The organism is Pseudomonas plecoglossicida NBRC 103162 = DSM 15088 (assembly GCF_000730665.1).
Classification (GTDB): domain Bacteria; phylum Pseudomonadota; class Gammaproteobacteria; order Pseudomonadales; family Pseudomonadaceae; genus Aquipseudomonas; species Aquipseudomonas plecoglossicida.
This window is the reverse complement of record NZ_BBIV01000052.1, coordinates 25,307-41,593: the sequence shown is the minus strand read 5'-3', so window position 1 is coordinate 41,593 and position 16,287 is coordinate 25,307. Positions and strand designations below refer to the sequence as shown.

14 protein-coding genes are annotated in these 16,287 nt (G+C 45.6%); all 14 read left to right on the top strand.

Annotated features, from left to right (window positions below; genetic code table 11):
- The first annotated feature begins 281 nt into the window (after nt 1-281).
- The 14 genes from tviB to PPL01S_RS21885 all read left to right on the top strand — a co-directional run bounded on the left by tviB (nt 282) and on the right by PPL01S_RS21885 (nt 16,260).
- A complete protein-coding gene (gene tviB, locus PPL01S_RS21920) occupies nt 282-1,559 on the top strand; it encodes a Vi polysaccharide biosynthesis UDP-N-acetylglucosamine C-6 dehydrogenase TviB (RefSeq protein ID WP_033743813.1) in 1,278 nt (425 codons plus the stop codon).
- Nucleotides 1,560-1,608: 49 nt separating this feature from the next.
- A complete protein-coding gene (locus tag PPL01S_RS24920) occupies nt 1,609-2,631 on the top strand; it encodes an NAD-dependent epimerase/dehydratase family protein (RefSeq protein WP_081663477.1) in 1,023 nt (340 codons plus the stop codon).
- A gap of 109 nt (nt 2,632-2,740) precedes the next feature.
- Nucleotides 2,741-3,895 carry a glycosyltransferase family protein gene (locus tag PPL01S_RS25285; protein WP_144062857.1) on the top strand — a complete coding sequence of 385 codons (1,155 nt, stop codon included), beginning with the start codon at nt 2,741-2,743 and terminating at the stop codon, nt 3,893-3,895.
- 1 nt (nt 3,896) lies between these two features.
- Nucleotides 3,897-4,433 carry an acyltransferase gene (locus PPL01S_RS24915; RefSeq protein WP_016392005.1) on the top strand — a complete coding sequence of 179 codons (537 nt, stop codon included), beginning with the start codon at nt 3,897-3,899 and terminating at the stop codon, nt 4,431-4,433.
- Nucleotides 4,430-5,764, top strand: coding sequence for a hypothetical protein (locus PPL01S_RS25280; protein WP_144062856.1), 1,335 nt, complete (start codon nt 4,430-4,432; stop codon nt 5,762-5,764). The genes PPL01S_RS24915 and PPL01S_RS25280 overlap by 4 nt, the downstream gene beginning before the upstream one ends.
- Nucleotides 5,761-7,278, top strand: coding sequence for a murein biosynthesis integral membrane protein MurJ (gene murJ, locus PPL01S_RS24910; protein ID WP_016392004.1), 1,518 nt, complete (start codon nt 5,761-5,763; stop codon nt 7,276-7,278). The genes PPL01S_RS25280 and murJ overlap by 4 nt, the downstream gene beginning before the upstream one ends.
- Before the next feature lie 47 nt (nt 7,279-7,325).
- Complete coding sequence (locus PPL01S_RS24905) at nt 7,326-8,210, top strand: dTDP-4-dehydrorhamnose reductase family protein (protein WP_016392003.1); 885 nt, start codon at nt 7,326-7,328, stop codon at nt 8,208-8,210.
- A 53-nt stretch (nt 8,211-8,263) separates the two neighbouring features.
- Entirely contained in the window at nt 8,264-9,274 is a 1,011-nt protein-coding gene (locus PPL01S_RS21905; protein WP_016392002.1) for a polysaccharide biosynthesis protein, read from the top strand.
- Nucleotides 9,267-10,394, top strand: coding sequence for a non-hydrolyzing UDP-N-acetylglucosamine 2-epimerase (gene wecB / locus PPL01S_RS21900; RefSeq protein ID WP_016392001.1), 1,128 nt, complete (start codon nt 9,267-9,269; stop codon nt 10,392-10,394). The genes PPL01S_RS21905 and wecB overlap by 8 nt, the downstream gene beginning before the upstream one ends.
- An 85-nt stretch (nt 10,395-10,479) precedes the next feature.
- On the top strand, nt 10,480-11,619 hold the full coding sequence (locus tag PPL01S_RS24900; RefSeq protein WP_016392000.1) for a glycosyltransferase family 4 protein: 1,140 nt from the start codon (nt 10,480-10,482) through the stop codon (nt 11,617-11,619).
- Between the two features lie 28 nt (nt 11,620-11,647).
- On the top strand, nt 11,648-12,244 hold the full coding sequence (locus PPL01S_RS21895) for a sugar transferase (protein WP_016391999.1): 597 nt from the start codon (nt 11,648-11,650) through the stop codon (nt 12,242-12,244).
- Complete coding sequence (locus PPL01S_RS24895) at nt 12,241-12,861, top strand: acetyltransferase (RefSeq protein WP_016391998.1); 621 nt, start codon at nt 12,241-12,243, stop codon at nt 12,859-12,861. The genes PPL01S_RS21895 and PPL01S_RS24895 overlap by 4 nt, the downstream gene beginning before the upstream one ends.
- An 84-nt stretch (nt 12,862-12,945) precedes the next feature.
- On the top strand, nt 12,946-14,124 hold the full coding sequence (locus tag PPL01S_RS21890; protein ID WP_016391997.1) for a DegT/DnrJ/EryC1/StrS family aminotransferase: 1,179 nt from the start codon (nt 12,946-12,948) through the stop codon (nt 14,122-14,124).
- Nucleotides 14,125-14,265: 141 nt separating this feature from the next.
- A complete protein-coding gene (locus tag PPL01S_RS21885) occupies nt 14,266-16,260 on the top strand; it encodes a polysaccharide biosynthesis protein (protein ID WP_042156686.1) in 1,995 nt (664 codons plus the stop codon).
- The last annotated feature ends 27 nt before the right edge of the window (nt 16,261-16,287 follow it).

Genomic DNA, 16,287 nt, shown 5'->3' with positions numbered 1-16,287 from the left:
ATCGCGTGTATCGCTGATATGTGAAGAGACCATGTTCCCCGTAATAGATTTCTCACATTGGAGTGGCTGTTGGGAATAAATTTTTGATGGAGGTCTGCTCTCGATTCGGGCTTCCAGTCGGACACGACTAGGTTCCGATGTGGCTCAGATTACTGATAGACTGTAGGTGGCTCGTGGGGCTGGGGGACGCGGTTGCTAGGTGTTCAGGTCTCTCGTCAGTCACTAAAGGCGAGGTGACTTCGCTTTAATTGGATAAAATTTTTATCTATCTGGAATGGAAAATGCTCTCACTGAATTCGATCAAGCTTGCAGTAATTGGTCTAGGTTACGTTGGTCTACCGCTGGCGGTGGAGTTCGGAAAGCTTCGCTCAGTGGTTGGATTTGATATCAATCTGTCACGCATTGATGCCTTGCGCGGTGGACATGACGCAACGCTTGAAGTTGATGACGAAGAGCTGAAAGAAGCTAAGTTCCTCAGGTATAGTGCTGATCTTGAGGAGCTTCGGGATTGTAATGTATTTATTGTAACTGTTCCTACGCCAATCGACGAATACAAACAACCTGACCTTACACCCTTGATTAAAGCTTCTGAATCTATCGGAAAGGTTCTCAAGCAGGGTGATATAGTAATTTATGAGTCGACAGTTTACCCTGGGGCTACTGAGGAAGATTGCGTTCCTGTTCTTGAAAAGTTTTCGGGGCTGATTTTTAATCAAGACTTCTATGCTGGGTACAGTCCTGAGCGGATAAATCCGGGCGATAAAGAGCATCGGGTTACTACGATTAAAAAAGTGACATCGGGTTCTACGGAGGAAACTGCTGAGCTAGTCGACGGTCTTTATCGCCAGATAATCACTGCGGGTACACACAAGGCTTGCAGTATAAAAGTTGCAGAAGCTGCGAAGGTTATTGAAAATACTCAGCGAGACTTGAATATTGCATTAATAAATGAGCTTGCAATCATTTTTAATAAGATGGGAATTGATACTGAAGCAGTTCTCCAAGCGGCTGGTACCAAGTGGAATTTTTTACCGTTCCGACCAGGCTTAGTTGGTGGTCATTGCATAGGTGTAGACCCATACTACTTGACCCATAAGGCGCAGAGTATTGGTTATCATCCGGAAATTATTCTGGCCGGACGAAGACTTAATGACAGCATGGGTGCTTATGTAGTTTCCCAGTTGGTTAAGGAAATGATTAAGCGTAGAATTCATGTTGACGGCGCAAAAGTATTACTCATGGGGTTGACTTTCAAAGAGAATTGTCCTGACCTTCGAAATACCAAGGTTGTCGACATTGTAAAAGAGTTGCAGGAATACAACATCGTGGTTGACGTGTATGACCCGTGGGTCTCCACCAACGAAGCTCAGGCTGAATACGGCATAACACCTATTCTGAGTCCTCAGTCCGATACTTATGATGCGGTGATTTTGGCCGTTGCTCATCAGCAGTTTAAAGAGATGGGGGCTGAAGCAATTCGGTCTTTGGGGCGGAATAATCATGTTTTATACGACCTCAAGTATCTGTTGCCGGCAAGTGCAAGTGATTTGAGATTGTAAATGAAATGAATGAAGTTCATCACCTATTCACCCTTTTGATGATGCCATTATGAGTGCAATTGATACCGTTAAAACTAAATTGTCGCAATCCCCCCGCACGTGGTTAGTCACAGGCGTCGCGGGCTTTATTGGATCAAACTTGCTAGAAACACTTCTTAAGCTCGATCAGAACGTGGTCGGGCTTGATAACTTCGCTACTGGACATCAATATAACCTTGACGAAGTCAAGGCGCTCGTTTCTGACCAGCAATGGAAAAAGTTTCAGTTTATCGAGGGAGATATTAGGTATCTGCCAGATTGTCAAAAAGCTTGCGCTGGTGTCGATTATGTTTTGCATCAGGCAGCTCTTGGCTCGGTTCCACGTTCTATCAATGATCCCATTGCTACTAATGGCACTAACATTGATGGTTTTCTCAACATGCTTGTGGCTGCACGGGACTGCAAGGTGAAAAGTTTTACCTATGCGGCGAGCAGCTCCACATACGGTGATCATCCCGGGCTGCCGAAAGTTGAAGATCGGATTGGTAAGCCGCTTTCGCCCTACGCAGTTACTAAGTTTGTGAATGAGCTGTACGCTGAGGTTTTCGCTCGGGCTTATGGCTTTCAAACAATTGGGTTGCGTTACTTTAATGTCTTTGGCAAGCGGCAGGATCCGAATGGTGCTTACGCTGCTGTGATCCCTAAATGGGCGGCGGCGATGTTGCGCCAAGGCGAAGTTCAAATTAATGGCGATGGTGAAACCAGCCGAGATTTTTGTTTTATTGAAAATGTAATTCAAATGAATCTTCTTGCTGCTACGGCGAGCGAAGATGCAAAGAATCATATTTATAATGTAGCTTTCGGTGAAAGAACATCTCTCAATCAGCTATTTGAATATTTGGTGAGCGCGTTGCGAAAAAACGGCATCACATATGAGGCCGCAGCCGTATATAAAGAGTTTCGGGGCGGAGATGTTCGCCATTCACTGGCTGATATCAGCAAGGCACAGGCGGCGCTTGGTTATGCACCAACATTTAATATTAGAGATGGTATCGAAAAAGCGATGCCTTGGTATATTGGCCTCTTTAACTGATATAAAAATAGCATCACGCGCGTGGGAATAATTGTTTAGGGAGTGAGTATGTTTCAGGTTGGGGTTTGCAATGAGTAGGGGGACTATATTTTACATCGGCGGATTTGAGATGCCTGACAAAAATGCCGCTGCTTTGCGCGTTTTGGCTAATGGCAAAATTTTTCGCAAGCTTGGTTATGAAGTCGTGTTCATAGGTATTGATGCGAATATGACTTCCCATTCCGAACCCCAGTGCCATACCCATGCTGGTTTTGAATGTTGGTCGGTCCCCTATCCCAAGACGGTCTGGGCTTGGCTAAAATATATAACTGGTCTACCTGCGGTGTTAAATATTATTACGAGTGCGCGTGATGTTAAGCCGGCGGGGGTTGTATGTTATAACTATCCCGCCGTAGCAAGTTTACGTATTCGTAATGCATGCAAAAAACTAGGTATTAAGATGATGTCCGACGCTACGGAGTGGTATGATTCTAGTGGAGGTAACTTCTTGTATAGATTGATAAAATTCCTGGATACCAATCTACGTATGCAAGTAGTACATGGTCTTTCTGATGGGGTTGTTACTACAAGCCAGTACCTAACCGATTTCTATGCTCAGAAAGGAAAGGTAACCGTCGAGCTACCTACGCTTTTTGATGCTGATCTTTTTAATCCCCCTTCATCGCGGGGGAATAAAAGTTCTAAAAAATTTATCTACGTTGGTTCACCTTTTGATGCAGGCAAGGTCAATCGAAACAGAACAAATATTAAAGAACGACTAGATGCTTGCATTGAACTGTTTTATTCACTGCATGGAAAAGGTAAGGACTTTAATTTTGATGTTTTTGGGATCTCACTGAATGATTATTTAAAGGTGTTTCCTGAACATGGTTCGATGATTGAGCAGACGAATGGGAAAATCAAATTCCATGGTCGGCAACCGAATGCTCTGGTTCTAGATCAGATTAAAAAAAGCGATTTCAGCATTTTCTTTAGAGATCGTACGAGAGTGACTCTTGCGGGATTTCCATCAAAATTGGCTGAATCTATCAGCGTTGGAACGCCTGTTATTTCCAACAGGATGCTCAGCGTGGAGCGCTATGCTCAATGCCCAGGTGTTTTTTTGGCTGAAAGAGGCGATGAATTAGAGTTGGTTGTCACATTGACTGATCTTGCCGCCTCCGAAGTCGATGCTATAAAATCTAGCACATTTGAATCGCGTACGTTTCACTACGACAATTATACGGGCGCGGTATCTGATTTCTTGAAGAAGGTGGGTGTTTGAAATGGCGCTGCATAGACTGCTGAAGGTTTTTACTGTTCCGTTTCGTATGTTCTATGCTTTATATAAACCTGTCGAGTATGCACGCCGCATTGGAGTGTCTATCAATGGTAGTGTAACGATCTATGGGTCAAGTTATGCCATGTTCAGTTCTGAGCCTTACCTAGTTACGCTGGGGGATAATGTGTTTATCAGCGTCAATGCACGCTTCGTATGTCATGACGGCTCTACTCTTCCGTTCCGAAAGGAAATTCCGGATCTGGAACTGGCAGGTGAAATACACGTGGGAAACAATGTCTTTATAGGAATGGGGGCACTGGTACTCCCAAATGTCAAAATTGGCAATAATTGTATCGTCGGAGCTAATTCTGTAGTGACCAAGGATGTGCCGGATGGAGTTATCGTGGCGGGAAACCCCGCGCGTATTGTCAGCGAAACTGCGGATTTTTTAACGAGGGCTGAGAAGAAGTCATTGAAAATTGGTCATCTAAGTGGAGAGGAGAAAGTAAACGCCTACAAAAGGATTTTTAATAAAAAATGAAAATAATTAGCTATCGTTACCTGCCTGTAAATATATATATTTTGTATTCTTCTTTTGTGTTGCTTAGTTATTTTATTGGTCCTATAGAATACAGTGGGATGGACTCCCAAGTTCTTCTGGTTTTTCTGATTCCCGTACTTGTGTTGTTTTGTGCTGGCTTTATTCTGGGGGCAAGAGGTCATTATGGTGATCCTCTACCCTTTCTTGGGCGCTGCCATGCACTACAGCGCATTGCTGTTTTCTTCAAAATGATGCTAGCGCTGACGTGCTTGGTTTCTTTGGTGCAGTGGTTTGCGTTCCTGTCCTCAGGTGGTGGATTGTCATTCGATGCGATTGGCGAAAACTATGTTTCTGGCTATGAAGGATATGAGCGGGGGCAGGCCAGTATTGACGCTGCATATATTTTTAATATTTTTCAACAAGCCTTGACGTTGCTTACGCTATTGTTTGGCTTTTATTATTACAAGGTATTGGGTAATGTTGCTCGTTTGCTGTTTGTGTTTGTTGTATTGACTTATCTATTGGTCAACGTGCTTGGTGCCGGCAAGCAAAAATACCTTGGTGATCTTGTTATATTCTCTGTCTTTTGTGTCGCAATTAATTTGGCGGCAAGTGGCAGGCGCTTTCGAGCGTCTTCTATAGTTTTTGTTTTGGGAGCAGCGGTTTTTGTATTTTTCTTGTTTGTTGAAATTCTCAGGCAACGTTATCAAGCGGCTGGTATTAATATCGATAATATATACGATAAAGCTCACGCGTTAATTACATGGGATCGAGATGCCTGGATTTTTAGTATAGTAAATACGGACTATGCGTTGGCTTTGGGGATTTTTTTTGGTTACTTTACAAATGGACTATATGGTCTGTATTTGAGTTTGACTTTACCCTTTGAGTGGTCTTATTTTGTCGGAAACTCTTACTCACTGGGTCGCATAGTGGAAATTCTATTTTCAGCTAATGGAGCCGTGTTGGATCATACATATCCCTATCGCGTGGGTCAAACCTACGGCTGGGAGTTTGATAAGTGGCACTCGATGTTTGCTTGGCTAGCGTCAGATATATCATTCCCCGGTGTAGTATTGTTAGCGCCTATTTTCGCTTTTTTTTATGCAAGAATTTGGATTCAAGCGTTAAGAGGAAGCAATCCGTTTGCTGGCCCATTGTTTATCTATTTTTCCATGGGTTTGGTTTTTAGCTATGCGAATAATCAGTTGATGCATAGTCTTTCAGGTGTGATCGTTTTTTTTGTTTTATTGTTGGGGTGGGCGATATCTCGAAATCGTTCTGATTCAGTGGGTGGGTCAAATCTTGAAGACGGTTCGGGGCAGCAATGAAGCTAAAGTACTATGGTTACGCGGCCGTTGTATTCGGATTGGTTTTGTTAGGTAAAATTAGTGGATTATTCAAAGATCTTCTTTTCACGTATTATTATGGAGTGTCTGATGTAACTGATGGCTATTTCTTGGCAAACTCAATTTCTTCGCTGCTGTATATAGCTGTCTACTCTGCGGTTCCTGTTGTTATGGTTCCGATGTATTCGCATCTTACTTCGCTCGGGCAGAAAAATACAACTAATGGTAAACTCACGAATGCGTTAATATTTTTCTTTCTTATTTCTCTTTTTCTAGGGCTAAGTGTTGCTTTGTTTGCAGCTCAACTAATTGAGTTGTTTGCGGGTGGCGTCAGTAGGGCCGTTAAGTCCCTCGCAAGTGATTACTTGGTAATTATGGCGATGACCTTTGCGCTATCTACAGTGGTCGCATTTTTTAATGCCTTGCAAACGGTGCATAAACATAATCTGCCAAGTTATATTGTGCCTTTGGTCAATAATTTCATGTTCTGTGCCGGTCTTGTTTATTTTGGTTCGACGGGTGGACTTGCAGAGGTTTTATACTTAGGTGTTTTTGCTTGGTTTGTTTTACTCCTCGTAAATGCTTTTCTGGCGAAAAATTATTTTTCATTTAGCATCGCTACTTTTGGTTTTGTGCAACCCGACTTTAAAATTTTTGTCCTATTCTTGCCGGCCGTACTTTCATTCTATGTTGAACAAGTTAATGGTTTCGTAGGTGTGTACTTTGCCTCCCAGCTTGAGACTGGTGCTATATCGGTGTTGGGTTATGCTGGTAAACTTAATCTTATTTTTCAATCTGTTTTTCTTATTTTTTTGACTACTTCATTATTTCCTAAGATTGCTGGGTTGGTTGCCGATGGAAATCGTGCCCAGTTGAATGGCTATCTGGGTCGATGCTTTAGATTGGTTATTATCTGTTCTCTTCCTTTGATTATTTTCATGGTCTACTACTCGGCCGAGATTGTAGAGCTTCTTTTTAAGCGTGGAAAGTTTATTGATGATGATGTTCTCAGGGTGTCGGCCGTTCTGTCGATCATGCTGATCGCTGTACCGTTTGGCTTGCTACGGGATGTGATGAATCGTCTGTTCTTCTCGAGTGGTAAAAATACCTATCCGGTTTTACTGTCACTTCAGTCGTTGGTCGTAAATGGCGTGGTAAGCATGTTAGCCTATCGCAGCTTTGGACTCTCCGGGCTTGCATGGGCTATGGTGCTGGGCACGTTGTCGAGTTTTTTTGTCGCGCTTTTTATTGCCAAAAGGAATTTGGGCATCGTTTTATTGCGCGCAAACCTACGGACCTTGTTCGTCGCTGGCACAAGTGTGGCGTTTGCCACCGCAGTACTCATATGGCTCAACGGTCTTCTAGCAAAAATTTGGGTTTTGAATTTTTTACCGTTCGTCTGTTTCTATGTTGGTATGCTTTGCCTTTTTCGAGTTGAGGAATGCACCTTGATTATAGATCGGATAAAGCGTAATGGATTGTCTCGAAAAGGCTAACAGGTATTGCTGGCCATTACGTTCAAATGTTTTTACGAGGGGTATGTATGCGTGTTTTGATTCTAGGGGTCTCGGGGATGCTTGGGAGTACTGTGCTAGACGTTTTTAGCCAGGATCAGACTTTCGAGATATACGGCACTCTAAGGAGTGCGAGCGCTCTTCAATTTTTTCCGCATTCTGTGCACTCTCGTTTACTAACCAATGTCGATGTCCTAGATGCTGACAGTTTAATGCAGATCCTGGGACAGGTCCGGCCAGATGTAGTCATAAACTGCGTGGGTCTAATTAAACAGTTGGCTAATGCTAATGATCCTTTGGTTGCTCTGCCGCTAAACACCTTGTTCCCACATAGGCTATCTCATCTTTGCGCCCTGGCTGATATTCGGCTCATTCATATCAGTACAGATTGTGTTTTCTCTGGGCGCAAGGGTATGTACTGCGAATCAGATACTTCAGATTGCACAGACCTTTACGGTAAGTCTAAATATTTAGGTGAAATTCACGATCAACCGCATGCCGTCACGTTGCGCACGTCGATCATTGGTCATGAACTTAATTCTCAAGTATCCTTAATCGATTGGTTCCTGTCTCAAGGAGGCACGGCCAAGGGCTTTACGAAAGCAATTTTTTCGGGGCTCCCGACTGCTGAACTAGCATTTGTTATTAAAGATTGGGTGATACCAAATCCTCAATTAAGTGGTCTTTATCATGTTGCTGCTGAGTCTATAAATAAATATGATTTATTGAAGCTCACCGCATCAGTTTATGGAAAAGAGTGCGATATTACTCCCGATGAGTCTGTTGTTATTGATCGCTCACTGGATGCTAGCCGATTTGCAGCCGCAACGGGCTATAAGGCACCTAGCTGGCAAACGCTTATAGAAAAAATGCACACCTGGAGAGACTTGCGCCAAGCTCAGTTTGCACGGTGAACGTCCCTTTGGCATAGTTTCTATAGAGCAATTTAATTTTGGATGGAATGCACATGTTTGATGACAAAGTTTTAATGATAACGGGTGGCACTGGTTCTTTTGGGAATACTGTGCTTAAACGATTCCTGAATACGGGCGTCCGTGAAATCCGTATCTTCAGTCGGGATGAAAAAAAGCAGGAAGACATGCGTATCGCCCTTGCAAATGACAAGGTGAAGTTCTACATCGGCGATGTTCGTGACTATAATAGTGTCGCACAGGCGATGATCGGGGTTGATTATGTTTTTCACGCGGCGGCCTTAAAACAGGTGCCGTCGTGTGAGTTTTATCCCATGGAAGCGGTAAAAACCAACGTCTTGGGTACTGAAAACGTATTGAACGCCGCTGTCGCGTCGGGCGTTAAGCGTGTAGTTGTACTCAGTACTGACAAGGCAGTTTATCCTATTAACGCCATGGGTATTTCGAAGGCAATGGCCGAGAAAATCATGGTTGCGAAATCTCGCATGATTCCTGCTGATGGTCCCGTAATTTGCGCGACCCGTTATGGCAATGTAATGGCTTCTCGTGGGTCTGTTATTCCTCTCTTTGTCGAACAGATTAATCGAGGTGAGTCATTGACTGTGACTGATCCTGAAATGACGAGATTTCTCATGTCTCTAGAGGATTCGGTGGATCTGGTCCTACACGCCTTTGAACATGGGCAGCAAGGTGACATCTTTATCCAAAAAGCACCCGCTTCCACCGTTGGGGACTTGGCTGAAGCATTACAACAACTGATAGGGAAAACGGTCCCGGTTAAGGTCATTGGAACTCGGCATGGTGAAAAACTTTACGAGTCGTTGGTCTCTCGCGAGGAGATGGCAAAGTCAGAAGATATGGGGCGTTACTATCGAGTCCCTGCTGATAATCGCGATCTCAACTACAAAAAATATTTTGTTGAAGGAGAGCAAAAAATCTCCGAGGGTGACGATTATACGTCTCACAATACGGAGCGTCTGGATGTCGAAGGCGTTAAGCGCGTATTGTTGAAGCTTGACTTCATCAATGAGGTGCTCAATGCTTAAGGTTATGACGCTGGTCGGTACCCGACCTGAATTGATCAAGATGAGTCGAGTTATCGCCGAACTGGATAATCAAGTCAACCATGTGCTTGTTCACTCCGGTCAAAACTATGATTACGAACTCAACCAAGTATTCTTTGATGATCTTGAAATCCGAAAGCCGGACCATTTTCTTGGAGCTGTAGGTGAGACCGCTGCATCGGCAATTGCGGAAGTAATTAAAAAGTCGGATGAAATTTTTGATCTTGAGAAGCCTGATGCTCTACTTCTCTACGGCGATACCAATACTTGTCTAGCGGTAATCGCAGCGAAACGTCGAAAAATACCGGTGTTCCATATGGAGGCAGGCAATCGTTGTTTCGATCAGAGAGTGCCTGAGGAGCTTAATCGGAAGGTACTCGACCACCTAAGTGATATTAATATGGTGCTGACGGAACATGCACGTCGATATTTGATCGCTGAAGGCATCCGCCCAGAAATGATTTTCAAAACCGGTTCCCACATGGCTGAGGTCCTAGACCACTATCGTGAGAAAATCGATAATTCTGATGTTTTGGCGCGTATGTCGTTGAATCAGGGCGGTTACTTTGTAGTCAGTACTCATAGAGAGGAAAACGTAGATAGTCAACAGAATCTTAAGGACCTGATTGATACGTTGCAAGCGCTTGCAGAGCGTTACGGCATGCCCATAATCGTCTCTACTCACCCGCGCACGCGTAAACGTCTTGAGGAAAGTGATATCTCACTGAATAATCCGCTGGTTAGTTTTATGAAACCGTTTGGATTTCTTGACTATATCAAGCTGCAAATGTCGTCTTTCTGTGTCTTGTCTGACAGCGGTACCATTACCGAGGAGGCGTCGCTTCTCAATTTGCCTGCAGTCACCATACGAAATGCTCATGAACGACCTGAGGGAATGGATGAAGGGACGTTGGTGATGTGTGGGTTGAAAGCTGAGCGGGTTTTGGAGGCTGTCAAGGTTGTGACGAGTCAATATAATCGTGAGCGCCCAGTGGTATCTGTAGTTGGCGATTACCAAGGCGGTGCCGTGTCCGTGCAAGTTGTACGTATTGTGCTGAGCTATGTCGACTACATAAATCGCACTGTATGGTCTAAATCATAGTTAATCATTCTAGCGCGGCGCCCATTAATATTTTTAAAGGGCGCTTTAGTTAAGGTGTCAATAGGAATTAACCGCGACAATGACGATGAAATTTTTAATAGTTGCCAGCTTCCCAGAGTCGTTGTTGGGTTTTCGTGGAGCGTTGCTGGAGAGCCTAAAAAGTAAAGGCATAGATGTCCATGTAGCCGCGCCGGACCTTCCTGCCGGTTCTGCTCTTAGGGCAAAGATTGAGATGTGTGGGTATTGTGTTCACAATATCAAGCTCCAGCGTGTGGGTATGAATCCATTGCGTGATTTGATTTCAATAATTGAACTCTGGCGGCTTATGACATCGTTAAAGCCTGACGCAGTGCTTGCTTACACTGTCAAGCCTGTTGTATATGGTTTATTAGCTGCTCGATTAGCGAGTGTGCCCAAACGATTCGCGTTGATCACAGGATTGGGATACGCATTTCAGGGAGCAGAGTCTACCTGGGGATCACGTAATTGGTTACGTCTGATTGTGCAGAGATTGTATGCTCTAGCACTGCGTGGCGCTAACAAGACATTTTTTCAAAATCCTGATGACCAGAAATTGTTTTTTGAAAGGGCTCTATTGCGACCTTCAGCCGAATCTGTTGTGGTGAACGGTTCGGGGGTTGATCTGAAAGTGTACGAGCAAAGTGTTCCGCCGACCCCGATAAGTTTTCTGTTAATCGCAAGACTTTTAGGTGATAAAGGTATTCGAGAATACGTTGAGGCGGCCAGGCTGATTAAGAAATTGCACCCAGCAGTGAGGTTTAATCTCGTAGGTTGGATTGATGATAATCCAGATTCAATTTCTTCCGCCGAACTAAACTCGTGGGTCACAGAAGGGCTGGTAACCTATTGGGGGCGTCTGTCTGATGTCCGTCCCGCGATAGAGAGCAGCAGCGTCTATGTGCTCCCCTCTTATCGAGAAGGGACGCCAAGAACGGTGCTTGAGGCCATGGCAATGGGACGTGCAATTATCACCACTGATGCGCCCGGATGCCGTGAAACGGTAATCGATGGTCTCAATGGCTATTTGGTTGAGGTCAAAAATGCGGAAAGTCTTGCATTCGCAATGATGAGATTTGTTTCTGAACCGAATATAGTATATGCGATGGGCCAAGAGTCGCGTAGGCTGGCTGAGGAAAAATTCGATGTGCACGCTGTAAATAATAAAATGCTACGTGAAATGCAAATCTCAAAATATATTGGCTAAAGTTGTATTTATAAAACTTAGGTGCATCATGCTCAAGCGCTTTTTTGATTTTTTTTTCGCTGCTGTAGGCCTGATCATCCTTGCGCCCGTTATTGGCTACGTCGCGTGGGCGGTCAAGCGTAATCTTGGAGCCCCTGTCTTGTTTAGGCAAGTAAGGCCGGGGCTTAATGGTAAACCTTTTGAAATGGTTAAGTTTCGCACCATGCGAGATGCAAGGGACGCTGCTGGCAATTTCTTATCGGATGCTGAACGGATGACTCGTTTCGGCTCCTTTCTACGTGCAAGTAGTCTGGATGAGCTGCCGGAGTTATGGAATGTGTTAAAGGGCGATATGAGTCTGGTCGGGCCTCGCCCCCTGTTGATGGAGTATCTACCTTTATATAATGATCGACAATATAAGCGCCATGCACAGCGCCCTGGCGTTACAGGTTGGGCTCAAATTAACGGGCGGAACTCTCTAAGTTGGGAAGAGAAGTTTGAACTGGACGTATGGTATGTCGAGAACCGCTCTCTTTGGTTGGACTTGAAGATAATTCTCGCAACGATCAAAAAAGTCATCCGACGCGATGGAATCAGTGCGGAAGGGGAAGTCACGATGTCTAAGTTTACTGGTACTAAGCCATGAGGCACTTGGCCATCCTCGGTGCCAGTGGTCATGGGAAGGTGGTGGCCGACACTGCCGAGGCGTGTGGTTGGAAAAATATTCTTTTCTTTGATGATGCTTGGCCGGCCATAGTTGCTAACGGTCCATGGACGGTTGCTGGCACTTCATCAGACCTTTTTAATCGGTTGAAAGAATTTTCTGGCGTGATAGTGGCCATCGGTAACAATACAGTCCGTTACGCTAAGTTAGTCGAACTGATAGCCGCCCAAGCTCCGCTGGTCACTCTGGTTCATCCGCGTTCGGTTTTGAGCCCTTATGCGCGGCTGGGTGTGGGGTCTGTGGTTTTCGCGGGCGCAGTCATCAATGCTGGCGCAGTGATTGGACGTGGCGCGATAATCAATACTGGTTGTAGTGTTGATCACGATTGCCAGCTAGGCGAGGGCGTGCATGTCAGTCCAGGTGCACACTTAGCAGGTGGCGTTGTCATCGGGGACAAATCCTGGATTGGAATTGGTGCTACAGTTCGACAGCTGATATGTATAGGAAGCAATGTCACGGTAGGAGCCTCTTCAGGGGTGGTTCGTGATGTTCCTGATAACATCGTTGTGGTCGGCGTACCTGCTCGAGCGTTGGGCTAGCGCGTATCAACCTATTCAATGGCGGCAGGTGTAAACTGAGTTCCACTCTCCCGTCCAAAAGCATCTATTTTGTAGGAATGCACTGTGCTGAATACCTCGTTTTCCCCTTGGCCTTCGTTTAGTGAAGAAGAAGCAGATCGCGTGCGCGACGTGATTCTCTCCAACAAAGTCAATTATTGGACGGGTCAGGAATGCAGGAGCTTCGAGCAAGAATTCGCCGCGTGGGTTGAAGTCAAGCATGCTGTCGCGGTAGCAAATGGTACGGTGGCGCTCGACCTAGCATTCAAAGCACTTGACATCGGGCCAGGCGATGAAGTCATTGTTACCTCCCGCACTTTTCTGGCCTCGGTGTCCAGTATTGTCAATTGTGGGGCCGTTCCAGTCTTCGCTGATGTCAATCGCGACTCTCAGAACATTGACGTTGAAACCATTAGTAGCGTGCTGAGCGCACGTACCCGTGCGATCGTCTGTGTACATTTGGCTGGTTGGCCATGTGACATGGATCCGATAATGGATCTCGCGGAGCAGTTCAATCTGAAGGTGATTGAGGACTGCGCCCAAGCTCATGGCGCAAGGTACAAAGGCCGCCCAGTAGGGTCTATCGGTCAAATCGGTGCTTGGTCGTTCTGTCAGGACAAGATCATGACCACGGCGGGTGAAGGCGGGATGGTGACGACTAATGACCAAGGTCTCTGGTCTCGCATGTGGTCTTATAAAGATCATGGTAAGAGCTGGGAGGCCGTTTACGAACGGGCGCATGAACCCGGATTCAGATGGCTGCACGAAAGCTTCGGGACCAATTGGCGTATGCTTGAGGTTCAGGGCGCCATTGGTCGCATCCAGTTACAGCGGATGTCAAGCTGGCACGCTGCGCGAGTTTCGAATGCCGAGCAAATCTGGGATTGTGCGAGGCAGCTTCCGGGGTTGCGAGTACCCAGCGTACCGGAATTAGTAGTACATGCTGCTTACAAATGCTACGTTTTTATCGAGCCATCTCAGTTGGGCGAGGGCTGGACGCGTGATCGAGTAATCAGTGAAGTGGTTGCCGAAGGTGTACCTTGCTACTCAGGCTCTTGCTCCGAGGTTTATTTGGAAAAGGCATTCGACGGAACCGGCTGGCAGCCTTGTGAGAGGCTGCCAGTGGCAAAGGAACTCGGCGAGACCAGCCTTATGTTCCTGGTTCATCCTACTCTTAGCAATGAAGAGATCATGAAAACCTGCGAAGCTTTGGAGAAGGTGATGCGGCTAGCTGCTAAGCGATAAAAGCCCTTGTTTGGTGGTATTCGGGCGGTTTAATGATCAAAGCTAAAGCTGATGTTTGTTGTTCGTGGTGTTGATGTGCTAGCAAACAGGCGGAGAGTACAGGAGTTGGGTTTGGTTCGGAGTCAGGAGAGCAAGCGAATGATGGACAAGGTTCGTACGGGAATGTTGTCGTTACCCCGTCGTTATAAGCGCACACTCCAAGTCGTTACTGACGTTATATTGGTTTGGCTAGCCTTGTGGCTCGCGTTTCTTGTGCGCTTAGGCACCGATGAAATGTACGAGCCAGTACAGGTTCATTTCTGGTTGTTCGTTACAGCACCAGTTATCGCCGTCCCGATTTTCATTCGCTTTGGAATGTATAGGGCGGTAATGCGCTATTTCGGTAATGATGCCCTTATAGCAATCGGCAAAGCAGTTTCACTTTCGGCGTTGCTTCTGGCATTGGTTGTCTACTGGCATAGTAATCAATCTGCAGTCGTCCCTCGCTCCATCATATTTAACTTCTGGTGGTTGAGTCTGGTGATGATTGGTGGCTTACGCCTGATAATGCGTCAGTATTTTTTAGGCGATTGGTTCGCGGCAAGACAACATGTGCCGTTTACCAATCGCGATGATGGTTTGCCGAAAGTAGCGGTTTACGGCGCAGGAGCTGCAGGAAATCAGCTCGTTGCTGCGCTACGTATTGGCAGAGCCATGCGGCCGGTAGCATTCATCGATGATGACGAAAGCGTAGCTGATCGAGTAATTTCGGGGTTGCAAGTCTTTCGAAGTAAAGACATTCAGAAGGTTATCGATGTGACTGGGGCAGAAGAAATTTTGCTGGCGATACCTTCAGCCACACGCACACGGCGTCGCGAAATTTTGGGCTTCCTGGAAAGTTTCCCTTTGCATGTGCGTAGTATCCCAGGCTTCATGGATTTGGCCAGTGGTCGAGTAAAAGTTGATGATATTCAGGAAGTTGATATCGCGGACTTGCTTGGTCGGGACGCTGTTCCTGCTCAGAACGATCTACTAGCACGCTGCATAACTGGTAAAACCGTTATGGTTACTGGTGCAGGTGGGTCCATTGGGTCAGAGCTGTGTCGCCAAATTTTAATGCTGAAACCCAAAACGTTTTTATTGTTTGAGCATAGTGAGTTCAACCTCTATAGTATTCATGGGGAGCTGGAGCAGCGCATTGCTCGTGAGTCTCTTTCTGTGCATTTGGTACCATTTCTGGGCTCCATTCGAAATCCTAAGCATCTTTATGACACAATGAAGATGTGGCGGGTGGATACCGTATATCATGCTGCGGCTTATAAACATGTTCCCATGGTTGAGCATAATATCGCAGAAGGTGTACTAAATAATGTGATTGGAACTTTGAATACTGCTCAGGCTGCTGTGCAGGCAAATGTTGAAAATTTTGTTTTGATTTCGACAGACAAAGCCGTGCGCCCAACTAATGTTATGGGAAGTACAAAGCGGCTATCTGAAATGGTTCTTCAGGCTCTTAGTAAAGAGGTGGCACCTGTTCTCTTTGGTGACTCTTGCAATGTTTCGCGCGTTAATAAAACGCGTTTCACTATGGTGCGGTTTGGTAACGTCCTAGGCTCTTCAGGTTCAGTTATTCCTCTTTTCTATAAGCAAATAAAGGCAGGGGGACCTTTGACTGTTACACATCCTAAAATTACTCGATATTTTATGACTATTCCAGAGGCAGCTCAGCTTGTAATTCAAGCTGGGTCGATGGGGCAGGGTGGGGATGTGTTTGTGCTCGATATGGGGGAGCCGGTGAAAATCGCCTCGCTTGCCGAGAAAATGATTCATTTGGCTGGTTTGAGCGTGAAGTCGGAAAATAATCCCAAAGGCGATATAGCTATTGAGTTTACAGGCTTGCGGCCAGGTGAAAAGCTATATGAAGAATTATTAATTGGTGACAATGTTTCTCCTACCCAGCACCCTATGATTATGTCTGCAAATGAGGACTGCCTGGCATGGGACGCCTTGAAAGAGCGTCTGGCTCGGCTTCTGCAGGCTGTGACAGACGAAGACTTTTCGCATGTTAGACAAATTTTGCGTGAGGTTGTAAGTGGTTATGCGCCAGAGGGCGAAATTGTTGATTGGTACTATCAGCAGCGACGTTTAGATGCGTAAAATTTGGTTTTCTTAAAATAGGCACGC